Source organism: Thalassobacillus devorans (genome assembly GCF_011761345.1).
GTDB classification, from domain to species: domain Bacteria; phylum Bacillota; class Bacilli; order Bacillales; family Halobacillaceae; genus Thalassobacillus; species Thalassobacillus devorans.
This window is the reverse complement of sequence record NZ_JAASRY010000008.1, coordinates 1-14,468: the sequence shown is the minus strand read 5'-3', so window position 1 is coordinate 14,468 and position 14,468 is coordinate 1. Positions and strand designations below refer to the sequence as shown.

17 protein-coding genes and 2 pseudogenes are annotated in these 14,468 nt (G+C 41.0%); 16 read left to right on the top strand and 3 right to left on the bottom strand.

Annotated elements, in window-relative coordinates; genetic code table 11:
* Nucleotides 1-3: 3 nt before the first annotated feature.
* On the bottom strand, nt 4-228 hold the full coding sequence (locus FHS45_RS18630; protein ID WP_062443990.1) for a DUF3892 domain-containing protein: 225 nt from the start codon (nt 226-228) through the stop codon (nt 4-6).
* 195 nt (nt 229-423) lie between these two features.
* Between FHS45_RS18630 and FHS45_RS18625 the strand changes: the two genes are divergently transcribed.
* A complete protein-coding gene (locus tag FHS45_RS18625) occupies nt 424-1,986 on the top strand; it encodes a bifunctional GNAT family N-acetyltransferase/carbon-nitrogen hydrolase family protein (RefSeq protein ID WP_062443993.1) in 1,563 nt (520 codons plus the stop codon).
* A gap of 15 nt (nt 1,987-2,001) precedes the next feature.
* The gene (locus tag FHS45_RS18620) at nt 2,002-2,727 is read left to right on the top strand and encodes an SDR family oxidoreductase (RefSeq protein WP_062443996.1); all 726 of its coding nucleotides are present in this window, start codon (nt 2,002-2,004) and stop codon (nt 2,725-2,727) included.
* 77 nt (nt 2,728-2,804) lie between these two features.
* Here FHS45_RS18620 and FHS45_RS18615 read toward each other — a convergent pair whose 3' ends face one another.
* Entirely contained in the window at nt 2,805-3,038 is a 234-nt protein-coding gene (locus FHS45_RS18615; RefSeq protein WP_062444000.1) for a YhdB family protein, read from the bottom strand.
* A 159-nt stretch (nt 3,039-3,197) separates the two neighbouring features.
* On the opposite strand from FHS45_RS18615, the gene FHS45_RS18610 reads away from it, so the two are divergent.
* The 10 genes and pseudogenes from FHS45_RS18610 to FHS45_RS18565 form a co-directional block, all read left to right on the top strand.
* Entirely contained in the window at nt 3,198-3,374 is a 177-nt protein-coding gene (locus tag FHS45_RS18610) for a hypothetical protein (RefSeq protein ID WP_062444003.1), read from the top strand.
* Between the two features lie 100 nt (nt 3,375-3,474).
* Entirely contained in the window at nt 3,475-3,975 is a 501-nt protein-coding gene (locus FHS45_RS18605; RefSeq protein WP_062444007.1) for a hypothetical protein, read from the top strand.
* Between the two features lie 164 nt (nt 3,976-4,139).
* Complete coding sequence (locus tag FHS45_RS18600; protein WP_062444010.1) at nt 4,140-4,751, top strand: YhcN/YlaJ family sporulation lipoprotein; 612 nt, start codon at nt 4,140-4,142, stop codon at nt 4,749-4,751.
* A gap of 116 nt (nt 4,752-4,867) precedes the next feature.
* On the top strand, nt 4,868-5,026 hold the full coding sequence (locus FHS45_RS18595) for a DUF1540 domain-containing protein (RefSeq protein WP_082412124.1): 159 nt from the start codon (nt 4,868-4,870) through the stop codon (nt 5,024-5,026).
* A 140-nt stretch (nt 5,027-5,166) separates the two neighbouring features.
* On the top strand, nt 5,167-5,511 hold the full coding sequence (locus FHS45_RS18590) for an ArsR/SmtB family transcription factor (RefSeq protein ID WP_062444012.1): 345 nt from the start codon (nt 5,167-5,169) through the stop codon (nt 5,509-5,511).
* A 15-nt stretch (nt 5,512-5,526) separates the two neighbouring features.
* Complete coding sequence (locus FHS45_RS18585; protein ID WP_062444015.1) at nt 5,527-6,822, top strand: arsenic transporter; 1,296 nt, start codon at nt 5,527-5,529, stop codon at nt 6,820-6,822.
* Nucleotides 6,823-6,846: 24 nt separating this feature from the next.
* Nucleotides 6,847-7,269, top strand: coding sequence for an arsenate reductase (thioredoxin) (arsC, locus tag FHS45_RS18580; RefSeq protein WP_062444018.1), 423 nt, complete (start codon nt 6,847-6,849; stop codon nt 7,267-7,269).
* Nucleotides 7,270-7,467: 198 nt separating this feature from the next.
* Nucleotides 7,468-8,424: a thioredoxin-disulfide reductase gene (trxB, locus tag FHS45_RS18575; protein WP_062444023.1), complete on the top strand. Its 957-nt coding sequence runs from the start codon at nt 7,468-7,470 to the stop codon at nt 8,422-8,424.
* A 258-nt stretch (nt 8,425-8,682) separates the two neighbouring features.
* Nucleotides 8,683-10,110 carry a SpoVR family protein gene (locus tag FHS45_RS18570; RefSeq protein ID WP_062444026.1) on the top strand — a complete coding sequence of 476 codons (1,428 nt, stop codon included), beginning with the start codon at nt 8,683-8,685 and terminating at the stop codon, nt 10,108-10,110.
* A 247-nt stretch (nt 10,111-10,357) separates the two neighbouring features.
* A pseudogene (locus FHS45_RS18565) lies at nt 10,358-10,501 on the top strand (IS1595 family transposase); the annotation flags it as partial.
* A gap of 357 nt (nt 10,502-10,858) precedes the next feature.
* Here FHS45_RS18565 and FHS45_RS18560 read toward each other — a convergent pair.
* On the bottom strand, nt 10,859-10,957 hold the full coding sequence (locus tag FHS45_RS18560) for a YjcZ family sporulation protein (RefSeq protein ID WP_082411984.1): 99 nt from the start codon (nt 10,955-10,957) through the stop codon (nt 10,859-10,861).
* Nucleotides 10,958-11,280: 323 nt separating this feature from the next.
* On the opposite strand from FHS45_RS18560, the pseudogene FHS45_RS18555 reads away from it, so the two are divergent.
* The 4 genes and pseudogenes from FHS45_RS18555 to FHS45_RS18540 all read left to right on the top strand — a co-directional run.
* A pseudogene (locus FHS45_RS18555) lies at nt 11,281-11,919 on the top strand (SpoVR family protein); the annotation flags it as partial.
* A 151-nt stretch (nt 11,920-12,070) separates the two neighbouring features.
* Nucleotides 12,071-12,469 (top strand): fluoride efflux transporter FluC, encoded by a 399-nt coding sequence (locus FHS45_RS18550; protein WP_208416546.1) that lies wholly within the window; start codon nt 12,071-12,073, stop codon nt 12,467-12,469.
* Nucleotides 12,466-12,849, top strand: a complete 384-nt coding sequence (gene crcB, locus FHS45_RS18545) for a fluoride efflux transporter CrcB (protein ID WP_062444029.1) — start codon at nt 12,466-12,468, stop codon at nt 12,847-12,849. The genes FHS45_RS18550 and crcB overlap by 4 nt, the downstream gene beginning before the upstream one ends.
* A 150-nt stretch (nt 12,850-12,999) precedes the next feature.
* Nucleotides 13,000-14,346 (top strand): TrkH family potassium uptake protein, encoded by a 1,347-nt coding sequence (locus FHS45_RS18540; protein ID WP_062447673.1) that lies wholly within the window; start codon nt 13,000-13,002, stop codon nt 14,344-14,346.
* Nucleotides 14,347-14,468: the final 122 nt, after the last annotated feature.

Here is a 14,468-nt window from a genome sequence, read left to right as displayed (position 1 = left end):
GTATTAAAATGTTGGCAGGTTATCGAGGTTGTTGGTTGGATCTCCGTCTGCATCACTTCTCAGATGCTTATCTCCATCCTTACCTCGGAAGGTGTTCACATGCTCGATCTCCCCACTATCTGCCATCTGCCGGGCCTGCTTATAATCGACAACCTGGCCGGAAGTCAGCTTCAGTTCTATGATATCCCCATCACTATTTTTTCTTACTGCCACTACTTGTTCAGCCATATAGATCGCCTCCTTAACCATAGTTTGTACTCTTTTATGAAATTTATTACGCTAAAGGTGTATGTTGTTGGTACGTTACCATCAATTAAGAAGCAGTTACGAGAAATCGGTAAAAGGGTAAAACTAGACAAGGGAATCCTTTTTTCAGTAAGCTATATTATGACTAAAATGATTACCAGGAAAGGATAAAATTTCATGTCCAAACTTGATTTATCCCAATTTGAAAAAAAACTGGCGGTCAGGAATCTCCAGGATAAAGATATCGAACCCATATTGAAATTGCAGGCAGTCTGTTTTCCAAATATGGAACCATGGAAGCGGGAGCATTTGGAAAGCCACCTCCGTCATTTCCCGGAAGGGCAGTTCGTCGTGGAGTATGACGGAGAAATTATCGGGAGCTGTTCCAGTTTGATTGTCAATTTTGATGAATATGACGATAAGCATACATGGGATGATATTACCGATGAAGGATATATCACGAATCATGATGATGAAGGCTACAATTTATATGGAATAGAGGTCATGGTCCACCCTGAGTTCCGAGGGATGAAAATCGGCCGGCGCCTCTATGAAGCAAGAAAGGAACTGGCAAGACAGCTGAACCTCAAAAGTATCATTATTGGCGGCAGAATCCCTAACTATCATAAATATGAACAGGAGATGTCGCCTAGGGAATATGTGGAAGAAGTATTAAATAAAAAAATCTATGACCCGGTCTTGACGTTTCAGGTAATGAACGGGTTTACTGTCATGCGAATCAACCCGAACTACTTGCCGGATGATACACAGTCTTCCAAGTATGCTACTTTAATGGAGTGGAATAATGTTGATTATCGTGCCAGAACGAAGCGGCATTTTAAGACAAGCTACCCGGTCCGGATCATGGTTATTCAATACATGATGAAGAATATCGATTCCTTCGAAGAATTTGCGAGACAGTGTGAATACTATGTGGATGTCGCGGCAGATTTCGGTTCTGACTTTGCTGTGTTCCCGGAAATATTCACAACCCAGTTGATGTCCTTTCTGGAAGAAAAAGTCCCATCACAGGCGGTTCGCAGGTTATCGGAATTTACCGAAGATTATATTGAGCTGTTCACCCATCTGGCGGTAAAATACAACGTTAATATCATCGGCGGATCACACTTTGTAGAAGAGGACGACCATATTTATAATATTTCCTATCTGTTCCGCAGAGATGGTACGATAGAAAAACAATATAAAATTCATGTCACTCCGAATGAGCGAAAGTGGTGGGGAATCCAACCGGGAGATGCTGTAAAAGTATTCGATACGGACTGTGGTAAAATTGCCATCCAAATCTGTTATGATATCCAGTTTCCTGAACTTGCCCGCTACGCTGTCGATAAAGGAGCGAATATTATCTTTGTGCCGTTCTGTACGGATGATCGTCAAGGGTATTTGCGTGTCCGATATTGTGCCCAGGCACGTGCCGTTGAAAATCAAGTCTACACGGTCATTGCTGGTACAGTCGGCAACTTGACACAAGTAGAAAATATGGACATACAGTATGCCCAGTCCGGGATTTTCACTCCGTCTGATTTTGAATTCGCAAGAGACGGCATTGTTGGCGAATGTAATGCCAACGTGGAAACCGTCGTTGTCGGGGATGTCGATCTTGAAATCTTAAGACGACAGCGAAAATCAGGAACCGTACGACAACTCCATGATCGCAGAAGGGATTTATTCGAGTTGGATTATAAATTAGATACCGTGGTGAAACCAGAACGTACGTAAAGAAAGGAAGATTCGATGTTAAAAGATCAGGTTGCCATTGTAACTGGAGCCTCACGTGGAATAGGAAGAGAAGTAGCAAGGCAGCTGGCAGAAAAGGGTGTGAAACTTGCCATTCTCGGAAGTTCACAGGATATCCATGAGACAGCAGAAGACTTAAAAGAAGAGGAATATGAAAACATTCAGTCCTTTGTCGCAGATGTCAGTAAAGAAAATGACATAGAACGCGTCGTTCAGGCGACAGAAAAAGCCTATGGGAAAATTGATATACTCATTAATAATGCTGGGATCGGTGCTTTTAAAAAAGTAGAAGATGTTACCGTTGAAGAATGGGAAAAAACATTTTCCATTAATGTTCAGGGTGTCTTCCTTGCTACAAAAGCTGTTTTGCCGATTATGAAAAAACATCAATTCGGCACAATTATTACAGTGGCTTCAGATGTTTCCCGTTATACAATCCCTGAAGCGGGGTCCTTATATACGTCCACAAAGTATGCGGTACAAGGTTTTATGGGAGCAGTGGCACAGGAGGTCCGCGAAGAAGGCATTCGCGTAGGGACTATCAATCCCGGTATGGTCGATACGTATTTTGCAAATAGTAAACAGGGACTTCCCGAAAAAGAAAAATGGCTCAAAGTGGAAAATATTGCCGAATCGATCGTCTATATGGCAGGTGTGCCAAAACATATGCTGATTGATGAATTGCATTTACACCCACTGACACAAACCTATCCTAGACCATAAGAAAAAGCAGCCCTCACAGGCTGCTTTTTTATAAAATAGGCTTTCGTCATATAGACTAAGCCCAGTTTTTTCTAAGGTTAAACCATCATGACAGGTGCTGTCGATACCATCGCATGGTCGATATAGGATAGTAAATTTTCATGGGATTCAAGTACTTCTTTTTCCGTCGAGTGATAATGAAATGCGTGAAGGAAAACTTCAATTTTCTTTGATAAGAATTGGTCCTCCGTCCGTACCATCAAAATCAACAAGTCGTCCCATTGTCCCCAAAGCGTGTAATATAAAGCTTTGTCATAGTCGCTGTAATGCATCGTTATTCCGCCCCTTTCTAAAGCGAAGGGTTGCTTTTATTATGTCCGGATTCTGTTCTGTCTTCCTTGTTGATTGGTACTAAAAATGCCAACACTTAACGGAATGAAACGGTTTTACTGGCAGAAAATAAGGGTAATCCATTGAAAGGAGCAGATACTATGACAAGTCATAATGGAAGTAAAGGCAGCAAAAACCAAAGTTCACCCAAACGTACCGGGAAACTTCCAGGTGGAAAAATGAACGAAGAATTCGGTAAAGAAATTGCTTCAGGAGACCAGAATAAAGGAAAAGAATACCGCTCTAAAAAAGGGCCAAAAGCAAAAAAAACACATTGATCCAGCTGTTGTTACTCTGGGGTTTACCCGGAGTAACCAGCTTAACTTATGGTATAATCATTTTGATTACCATTCGTGTTGGGGAGGAGCTGAGTCAGCCATGGAAATGGAGAGAACAAAACAACTATTTACAGGAATGGACAGGAAAGACCAGTTGTATTTTGCTAATGTCTGTGGAATTGCTGTGTTTGGGTTATTCCTGCTATTCAGTTTCACAGTAGCCGGCACTGATACAGCCTTACGTGTCATGGTGATATTGACGGAAATATTCGGTGTCATGACGTTAGCGGCCGGGGTAGCCGGGATTATTTATTTTACGAACGAGCGGCGCTGGTTTTCAATTGCAGTGGTTTCTTTTTTGAGTGTCTGGGCAATTTTTGCAATCGGTTATGAGATTGGGCTTGGTGAGCCTATGGGCAATTACTGGCTATTATTCATTACATATTATATAACCCTGATCGCTTCCGTTGTATTTATAAGGCTTTCCTATTCCCGGATCGATAATGTATTAAAAGTCGTGCCTGCAGTCTTCCTGTTTATAAATGCCTTGCTGACTTTGTACATGGTCTTTTTAAATATGTGGTGGGGGCTGACAGCCTGACTGTGTAAGGTGGAGGATGTTTCCTCCATCTTTTTTATGTCTCATTTAATCGGTGATTTTCACTCTTTAAAAAGCAAATTATAATTAAAAAATATATCGGTATATTTTCCTTTTTTTATGGAAAGATAATCAACGATATCTAACCATAAGAAGGAGGAAGTAAAATGAAACTAAAAGCAATCGCTCTTGGTCTGCTTGCATCTTCTGCTTTAGTAGCTTGCCAGGCAAATGATGAAGGAGCAAGGAATGATAATACAAATGATGGTGTGGAAAACACTCGGTTCGAAAGAAATGCGGAGGACATGGCTAACCGGGACAACAACATGAACGTCAACGACCGGGGCAATAATAACTACGAAGTTGCGGAACAGGCTGCCCAAACCATCGCTGATAAAGTAGAAGGTGTCGAGCGTGCCAATGTATTAACTACTCGTAATAATGCTTATGTTGCTGTTGTTATGGATGGCCAGGAGGCAAAAAATAATAACTCAGACCTTGGCAACCAGATGAACAACGCTGAGGGCGTGAGAGACGACGGTGGAATGGATATTGGTGAAAACGAAGACGGTGATGTAAGTGATGAAATGAAGAAAAAAATCGCTGATATCGTGAAGAACCAAAATAATGACATTGATAACGTTTATGTATCCGCTAATGCTGATTTCGCTGATTTGACCGATAACTATGTTAATGATGTAGATAGAGGAGAGCCGGTAGAAGGTTTCTTCCGTCAATTTGGTGAAATGGTTGATCGCATCTTCCCGGATGCAGAATAATTACAAAACAGGCTGTTTCATGCAGCCTGTTTTTATATTGGGAAAAACTCTCTGTAGTTATTTGGCATGTGGAGTCAAGTAAGCGTGCAAAATATAAGCAGTGGAGGTGAATGAAAGTGGCTCAAGATGTACTTTGTGAAGTAAATAACTGTGTCTATTACGTAGAAGGTAACCGATGCAGTGCATCAGAAATTTATGTGGTCAGTCATACTGGCAACCAAGCGGAAGATCAAAAAGAAACCGACTGTAAGACATTTGAACCGAAAGCTCATTGATAAGGAAAGCGTCCTTTTAGGGGACGCTTTTTGTATTTCACAATTAGCAGGCAATAATATTAAAGAAATGTAAAGAATGTTATTTCCACTTGCAAATATAAGCATATACTTATATAGTGATTTGTAGCGGAGGTGGAGCAATGGAAAAAACAATGGTAGACATTGAGCGAGCAACAACTGCGCTAAAGCTCCTCGGTGACAAAACCCGGTTGACAATTGTTGGCCTGCTTAAGGGAAATGAATGCTGCGTCTGTGAATTTGTCGAGATATTACAAATGAGCCAGCCTGCAATCAGTCAGCACCTTAGAAAGCTGCGGGATGCAGGTCTTGTTCAGGAAGAACGCAAAGGTCACTGGATTTTTTATAAATTGAATGAGAGTAGTGATATCTTTCCACTAGTAGCAAATGTTTTGGAACATATCCCAGAACAAAAAGAAAAATTAGAAGCATTAGAGAAATCTGGTAAACGGATTCAATGTGATTGACAGGAGGAATAGTTTTTGGCTCCCGTATTATTAGCAACGATTATTTTCATCATAACGCTTGTCCTAGTCATCTGGCAGCCGAAAGGACTTGGCATTGGCTGGACAGCTATTGGAGGTGCCATTCTTGCACTTGTCGCCGGCGTCGTAGATTTTAATGATGTTGTGACGGTAACAGGAATTGTCTGGAATGCAACCTTGGCGTTTATTGCTATTATTACCATCTCTTTAATTTTAGATGAAATCGGATTTTTTGAATGGTCCGCTCTTCATATGGCGCGTGTCGCTAAAGGAAACGGAATTCGGATGTTTGTATATGTCACCTTGCTCGGTGCCATTGTTGCAGCATTATTCGCCAATGACGGGGCTGCATTGATTTTGACACCAATTGTTCTTGCAATGGTGCGTAATTTGAATTTCAAGGAAACGATGATCCTGCCGTTCATTATGGCCAGTGGGTTCATCGCTGATACTACTTCATTGCCATTAGTAGTAAGTAACCTCGTTAATATAGTATCGGCAGACTTTTTCAATATTGGTTTCGTTGAATATGCGTCACGTATGATCGTACCCAACTTTTTTTCCTTAGGGGCAAGTATTCTGGTGCTGTATTTATTTTTCCGAAAGGATATCCCTGTTGATTATGATATGGATCAATTGAAAAAGCCGGCAGAAGCCATCAAAGACCATAAAATGTTCCGGCTTTCCTGGGGCGTATTAGGTGTCTTGCTGGTTGGTTATTTTGCCAGTGAATTCATCGGAATTCCCGTATCGATTATTGCTGGTGTCGTCGCTATTTTCTTCCTGATTATGGCGCGTAGAAGTCCAGCTGTGGAAACAGCAAAAGTTGTCAAAGGAGCTCCATGGGCAATTGTGTTCTTTTCTATTGGGATGTATGTGGTAGTTTATGGGCTCCGGAATGTTGGATTGACTGATGTCCTGGCTAATGTCATCCAGGCGACTGCTGATACTGGTTTGTTTGCTGCTACCATTTCGATGGGCTTCATTGCCGCGATCTTATCATCAATCATGAACAATATGCCGACGGTCATGATTGACGCACTTGCTATTGCTGATACAAATACCAGCGGTACAATCAGGGAAGCCTTGATTTATGCAAACATAATCGGTTCGGATTTAGGACCGAAAATCACACCAATTGGTTCACTAGCTACCTTATTATGGCTCCATGTGCTTTCTCTGAAAGGTGTGAAAATTTCGTGGGGATACTATTTTAAAGTGGGAATTATTTTGACTGTCCCAACACTATTCATTACGTTAGTTGGTTTATATCTATGGCTATTACTAATTTAAATCTGTTCATAAAGGAGAATCATTATGTCTAATAAGCCAGTCATTTATTTCTTATGTACAGGCAATTCTTGTCGCAGCCAAATGGCAGAAGGGTTTGGGAAGAAATACCTGGGTGATCAGTATGAAGTATTATCTGCAGGGATCGAGGCCCATGGCTTGAACCCCAATGCCGTCAAAGCAATGAAGGAAGCAGATATTGATATCAGCGGCCATACGTCCGATATGATTGATAATGATATCCTGAACCATGCCGCTTATGCGATTACTTTGTGTGGAGATGCAAATGATAAGTGTCCCATGACTCCACCGCATGTGACACGCTATCACTGGGGATTTGATGACCCAGCTAAAGCTGAAGGCACCGAAGAGGAGAAATGGGCGGTCTTCCAGCGGGTCCGTGATGAAATCGAAGCACGCATCAAACGTTTTGCTGAAGAAGGAGAATAAAGGGAAAGCCAGGGAAGGAGACCCTGGCTTTTTTATACATCACAAAAATCTTGATAAGTTAAAGGGAATCGGCTGGGATGTTTCGAACATCCCCAGCTTGGTTAATAGTGATAATGGAACCCAAGATCGGTTCAGTAAAAGAGCACAATATTTGGGCATACTATTAACTAACCAAGCTACTGTTAGGAGGAAAAACTAATGGCACATAAAGCGATTATTCTAGGAACAGGGCCTTCCGGGTTGACTGCGGCTGTCTACCTGGCTCGTGCGAATATGGAACCATTGGTCATCGAAGGACCAGAACCAGGCGGACAATTGACGTTGACGACAGAAGTAGAGAACTATCCCGGCTTTCCGGATGGCATTATGGGACCGGAACTGATGGATAATATGAAAAAACAAGCCCAGCGCTTTGGAGCAAAGTTTGAACGAGGCTGGGTGACAGACGTGGATACATCAGAACGTCCATTCAAGCTTTCTGTAGACGGACTTGGCGAACTGAAAGCTGAGACCGTAATTGTCTCCACCGGGGCTTCCGCAAAAATGCTCGGAATTCCAGGAGAGAAAGAGAATATGGGGAAAGGTGTCAGCACCTGTGCTACTTGTGACGGCTTCTTTTTCCGGGATAAAAAAGTACTGATTATCGGTGGCGGGGATTCCGCTATGGAAGAATCCAATTTCCTGACGAAGTTTGCAAGTGAAGTGAACGTCGTACACCGCCGTCATGAGCTCCGCGCTTCTAAAATCATGCAGGATCGGGCGAAAAACAATGAGAAAATCACATGGAGTCTGAATAAGACACCAGTGGAGGTTATCTCTGACGGCATGAAAGTTTCCGGTCTTAAAGTGAAGGATAATGATACCGGAGAAGAGGAAGTTATTGAAGCGGACGGCATCTTCATTGCCATTGGGCATAACCCGAACACGGAATTTTTGAAGGGGCAAGTCGATACGGATGAAAATGGCTATATCCAGGTTACCCCAGGTACAACAAACACGAATATTCCTGGTCTTTTCGCCTGTGGTGACGTGCAGGACAACAAATATCGCCAGGCGGTTACAGCCGCAGGCACTGGTTGTATGGCAGCTATGGATGCCGAGAAGTACCTGGAAGGTGAAGTTACCATCGACTGGAGTCAAAACTTATCATCTTAAAATATTACAAAACGATCAGATATAAGTTCTGGTCGTTTTGTTTTTCTATTTATACTTATAATGAGTGCCTACGCAGATTTCGGTTTTTTCACTAATCTCCCATTCCTCTCAGAACCCTTTAATGCTCAACTATGTTACTAATTAGCTGGATAGTATCCATGCTCTTTAGGACGGGCATAACAGATTACTTCAATCCTTTTCATCATTCCATATAAATGGTCATACATTAGAGTAATAATCATTAAGGGGGAGAACTAATTGAAATCTGAGGAGCAACAGTTACTGCATAGAGCGATAAGTGAAATAACTGAAATCGCAGAGGGTTTCGGACTCGACTTCTACCCGATGCGTTATGAAATTTGTCCAGCGGATATCATTTATACATTTGGTGCTTACGGTATGCCGACGCGCTTTTCCCATTGGAGTTTTGGGAAGCAATACCACAAAATGAAACTACAGTATGATTTAGGTTTAAGTAAAATTTATGAATTAGTAATCAACTCCAACCCTTGTTACGCATTTTTGCTGAATTCCAACAGTCTGATTCAAAATAAATTGATTGTTGCTCATGTATTGGCACACTGTGATTTTTTCAAAAACAATGTTCGTTTCCAAAATACGAATCGTGATATGGTGGAGAGTATGTCGGCGACAGCCGAACGTATATCTGCATATGAAAAGAAATATGGTAAGAAAGAAGTGGAAGATTTTCTAAATGCAATACTGGCTATCCAGGAACATATCGATCCATCCTTGGTGCGGCCAAAATTAGAGTGGACATGGCAGGATGTCGAAGAAGTAGAAGAGGAAGATGAACCAGCATCAAGGCCGACACCTTATGATGATTTATGGAAACTTAGCGAATCCTCAGATAAAAGCATAAAGCCTGAGAGAAGAACAAAAAGAAAATTTCCACCTAGACCAGAGAAAGATATCTTGCTGTTCATCGAGCAGTACAGCAGGGAACTGGAGCCGTGGCAGCGTGATGTGCTGACAATGATGCGTCAGGAAATGTTATATTTCTGGCCACAGCTTGAAACGAAGATCATGAACGAAGGCTGGGCGAGCTACTGGCACGCACGGATTTTGCGTGAAATGGATCTGACCAGCAGTGAAGCGGTCGAGTTTGCAAAATTGAATGCAGGCGTCGTGCAGCCATCACGAACACAAATCAACCCTTATTATTTAGGGCTTAAAATTTTTGAAGATATTGAAGAACGCTATGATAATCCAACGGAAGAGATGAAAAAGCGCGGAGTCGAACCAGGATCAGGCCGCGAAAAGATGTTTGAAGTTCGTGAAATCGAGTCAGATATCTCTTTCATCCGAAATTATCTAACTAAAGATTTGTGCCGAAATGAGGATTTGTACCTATTCCAAAAGCAGGGAAAGGACTATAAAATTTCCGATAAGGATTATGAGGCAGTAAGAGACCAGCTGGTAACCATGCGGGTCAACGGCGGCTTTCCATACATCACCGTGAATGACGGCGATTTCTTGAAAAACGGGGAGCTTTATCTGAAGCATCATTATGAAGATGTCGAGTTGGACCTGGAATATTTGGAACGGACCCTGCCATATATTTATCAGCTATGGGGGCGTCCAGTCCATATGGAAACGGTTGTCGAGAAGAAAGAAGTACTTTTCAGTTACAGCGGGAAAAAGGTACAGAAGAAATTTTTATAACAGGAAATCACCCCATAGCGGAAAATATTCGTTATGGGGTGTTTTATGAGCGAGAATTTAATATCAAGAAGGAATTATTTTTAAGTTTGTTTAAGGGATCTGCGGCAATAGTGTGTTTCGTACACATTAATTTCCTAGGAGGAATAAATATGGAGCGCGGGGCAGTAATTGACCAAAATTGTTGATATTTGATTAAATCGAACAAATATTCTGTAATAAAATCATCAAATATAAGTTGGTGATGTCTATGACAGCAATTGATATCCTTAAAGCCAATCAAAAAATTAATCCAGCGGAAAAGTATCATTTACGAGAATATTTAATTGATGCTCTTAATGCATCATCCTCAACAGGAATGGTACTGCAAGAAATCTCTAAAAATAAGAATAAATAGAACTCGTCATCTTAATCATTGGATTAAATTAATTGAATATATGTTAGAGAGCTACTAACGGGGGAGGTTTGCGGAAGAAGGAAAGGATATTTGATGCCACAATAGACAGATATTACGCAGTTAGAAATACATGAAAATAATACGCTTATGGTATGGAGAGATCCATGATAAATAAAAATAGTCGAAGCAATGCTTCGACTTAAGGGATAAGGACTACCACCACTACGTGGGGGGAGGTTGTGGATTCGCAGTCCCAATAAAATTATTAAAAATCTTTCATAAGGTGGGAAGAATGGGAATGGCGGTTTGAACCAAGGCACAAATCTCCTTATTAGAAATTTGTTTTTAGGCATACTAGTAACGGTCTTTTACAAAAGCTGCACCTACAATAATCAGTAGAATAAACAACACAACAATCAACTCAAAGTTATTTCTATTTCTGCCGTCAGACATAGCTAAACTCACCTCCTTAAAAGTTATTGGTAAGAATATATCTCACATTGATAATATATGTTCTTAATCCTGAGAGGGATGGACGAGAAAACCATGGTAATAGTGGAAAAATTTTCATTCTGAAAAAAAGGATATAAACGGCTTAATGAATAGTACGACCCTAATGTGCAATAGAAAATGTACGTGTTCAACTAACAGGTGCGTTAGTTCAATAAGACAATATCGCTAAACAGAACTTCCAGGTGGTAATTGGAAGTTCTGTTTTTCTATAAATATTAACTTTAAACTTTAACAGAGCCTCAAATATTGCAGAAGCACCTTAGATGAACGAAGGGTGGGCTTCGTACTGGCACGCTCGAATCTTGCGGGAAATGGATCTTACCAGTAGTGAAGCAGTCGAGTTTGCAAAATTGAATGCAGGCGTCGTGCAGCCATCTCGAACACAAATCAACCCATATTATTTAGGGCTTAAAATCTTTGAAGATATTGAAGAACGCTATGACAATCCAACGGAAGAGATGAAAAAGCGCGGAGTCGAACCAGGTTCAGGTCGAGAAAAAATGTTTGAGGTTCGTGAAATCGAGTCAGATATTTCTTTCATCCGAAATTATCTAACCAAAGATTTGTGCCGAAACGAGGATTTGTATCTGTTCCAAAAGCAGGGAAAGGACTATAAGATTTCTGATAAAGACTATGAAGCCGTGCGCGATCAGCTAGTAACCATGCGTGTAAATGGTGGTTTTCCATATATCACCGTGAACGACGGTGATTTTCTAAAAAACGGGGAACTATATTTGAAGCACCATTATGAAGATGTCGAGCTGGATCTGGAATATTTGGAACGAACCCTGCCTTATATTTATCAGCTATGGGGGCGTCCAGTTCATATGGAAACAGTTGTCGAGAAGAAAGAAGTACTGTTCAGTTACAGTGGCAAAAAGGTACAAAAGAAGTTTTTATAGCGGTAATTCACCCCATAGCGGAAAATATTCGCTATGGGGTTGTTTTTTATTTGAAGAATGGAAGCTAGCCTTGGCGGTATGCTGTTTTCTGGATTTTTGTATAGTAGAGGATTGAGGTATACTAATTCCATATCAAAAAGGAGGGAGAGCGTTGATTTATAAAAACATAGCAGCTATTGCCGCTGGTGGCGCAATTGGAGCGGTATTCAGATATTTGATTAATCTTCAGTTATTATCAACCGGCCTCCCGACAGGCACGGTTATTGAAAACCTCACTGGGAGTCTAATGCTGGGAATGGTTACGGGATGGATGTTACATAGCAGCACGAGAGAGTGGATTAATAAAGGGATTGGGGTAGGTTTTTGCGGAGGGTTTACGACGATGTCGACATTAGCTAGTGACTCGTTCGTTCTCGGCAGTCAATTCTCTTTTATGGCTTCCGTCATTTATCTTACAGTTTCTTTATTCGGAGGCGTACTGCTTGCTTTTGGAGGGTTGATACTGGGAACACAATGGAGTGAAAGTTATAGGAAGGTGAGGGAATCATGAATATGTTTGCAGTCGCTATTGGAGGTGCCTTTGGCGCAGTGGCAAGATACCTGTTTGGCCTCCTTATCATGAACCGGTTTCCTCATCCCCGTGTCCCAGTAGCCATGTTGTTTGTCAATGTGCTTGGCTCTTTTGGCCTTGGCTTGTTTTTTGGCCTTATCTATGGAGAAATTCCTGAATACGTTTATGATGATACATGGTTTTTAGTGGCAGGAATCGGCTTTTTTGGGGCCTTCACAACTTTTTCAACTTTTTCTGTTGAAACAGTAGAGCTTGTGCGGAAGGGAAGCTATAAAAAAGTCTGGATTTATGTATCTCTTTCCTTATTAGGCAGTTTGCTCACTTTTATTACTGGTTTACATATAGGAGAACTTTTATAAACCTGTACTTTGCAACGACATATCCTGGCGATCTTACAGAATTTTTTCTTGCTAAGAAATGGATTGTTGCTTATTCTATAGGGTATGGATAACAGTCATTAGATAAAAAGATGAAAGCTGTGAGATGTAATGAAATTAAAACATCATAAAATGAAAAGTCTTGATCGAATACATCGGTTCACCTCTGTCCAAATAATTGTTTTATATTATCTATCAGCAGTAGTCATTGCTACAATGCTGCTCAGTCTGCCATTTGTCCATCGTCCTGAGGTCGATGTGACTTTTATAAATACGCTGTTTACTGCCGTCAGTGCCATTAGTGTTACCGGACTTACGGTTGTTTCTACTGCTGATACTTTCAGTGTTCCAGGGTACTTTGTGTTGATGTTCATCCTTCAGTTCGGAGGAATCGGTATCATGACGCTGGGCACTTTCATATGGCTTCTATTTGGTAAGCGGATCGGGTTGCGGGAAAGGCAATTGATTATGACGGATCAGAATCAATCTACTCTTTCCGGGCTTGTTCAACTGATGAAGCAAATACTAGGACTTATCCTTGTCATTGAGTTTATAGGTTTTTTGATTTTGGGTACCTATTTCTTGCAATATTTCCCAACCTGGCAGGAGGCTTATTATCAGGGGGCATTTGCTGCGGTCAGTGCTACAACGAATGCAGGTTTTGATATTACTGGAAGCTCGCTTGTCCCGTTTGCCGATGACTATTTTGTACAATTTTTAAATATAGTATTATTGATTTTTGGAGCGATTGGTTTTCCTGTGTTAATTGAACTGAAAGAATTCTTAACTTATAAGGGAGATAACTATCGTTTTTCTCTTTACACCAAATTGACTACATCGACATTTTTCCTGCTGGTAGCTGTAGGTATGATTTTTATTTTAATCTTTGAACAAGGGAACTTCCTGGCCGGAAAAGAGTGGCATGAAAGCTTCTTTTATGCTTTATTTCAATCAGTCACTACACGCAATGGCGGACTGGCTACAATGGATGTCAGTGAGTTTGCTACTGGAACTTTACTAGGTATAGCAATGCTGATGTTTATAGGGGCTTCTCCTAGTAGTGTCGGCGGCGGCATACGTACTACTACGTTTGCAATCGCGGTATTAAGCCTTTTTGTTTTCGCGCGAGGAAAGACTACAATCAAGATTTTTGACCGGGAAATTCATCAGCAAGATGTTATTCGTTCTTATATTGTGATCATGACGGCATCATTGATTTGCGCATTTGCAGTGATTACTATGGCAACGATTGAGGATGCATTCACTTTGACAGAAATCATATTTGAAGTTTCCTCTGCTTTTGGGACTACTGGTTTATCGATGGGAATCACACCAGAGCTAAGTACAGGAGGCAAAATTGTCATCATTATACTCATGTTTATAGGCCGGATTGGAATATTCTCTTTGTTATTCATTATTAGAGGCAGAGAGATCAAAGAACATTATCACTATCCAACTGAACGAGTCATCATCGGTTAATTTATATGCATATTCTTTGTAGAATACAAAAAAGGGGCTGTCCCATAAGTCTGTAACAGACTAATTGGGGCAGCTTTTTTCGTTTATTGTTGATATCGGAAAAGTGGGGCTGGGAAACGATT

Coding starts and splice junctions, on each gene's coding strand:
- FHS45_RS18630 (WP_062443990.1), bottom strand. CDS start 228: ATGGCTGAACAAGTAGTGGCAGTAAGAAAAAATAGTGATGGGGATATC.
- FHS45_RS18625 (WP_062443993.1), top strand. CDS start 424: ATGTCCAAACTTGATTTATCCCAATTTGAAAAAAAACTGGCGGTCAGG.
- FHS45_RS18620 (WP_062443996.1), top strand. CDS start 2,002: ATGTTAAAAGATCAGGTTGCCATTGTAACTGGAGCCTCACGTGGAATA.
- FHS45_RS18615 (WP_062444000.1), bottom strand. CDS start 3,038: ATGCATTACAGCGACTATGACAAAGCTTTATATTACACGCTTTGGGGA.
- FHS45_RS18610 (WP_062444003.1), top strand. CDS start 3,198: ATGACAAGTCATAATGGAAGTAAAGGCAGCAAAAACCAAAGTTCACCC.
- FHS45_RS18605 (WP_062444007.1), top strand. CDS start 3,475: ATGGAAATGGAGAGAACAAAACAACTATTTACAGGAATGGACAGGAAA.
- FHS45_RS18600 (WP_062444010.1), top strand. CDS start 4,140: ATGAAACTAAAAGCAATCGCTCTTGGTCTGCTTGCATCTTCTGCTTTA.
- FHS45_RS18590 (WP_062444012.1), top strand. CDS start 5,167: ATGGAAAAAACAATGGTAGACATTGAGCGAGCAACAACTGCGCTAAAG.
- arsC (WP_062444018.1), top strand. CDS start 6,847: ATGTCTAATAAGCCAGTCATTTATTTCTTATGTACAGGCAATTCTTGT.
- trxB (WP_062444023.1), top strand. CDS start 7,468: ATGGCACATAAAGCGATTATTCTAGGAACAGGGCCTTCCGGGTTGACT.
- FHS45_RS18560 (WP_082411984.1), bottom strand. CDS start 10,957: ATGTCTGACGGCAGAAATAGAAATAACTTTGAGTTGATTGTTGTGTTG.
- crcB (WP_062444029.1), top strand. CDS start 12,466: ATGAATATGTTTGCAGTCGCTATTGGAGGTGCCTTTGGCGCAGTGGCA.
- FHS45_RS18540 (WP_062447673.1), top strand. CDS start 13,000: ATGAAAAGTCTTGATCGAATACATCGGTTCACCTCTGTCCAAATAATT.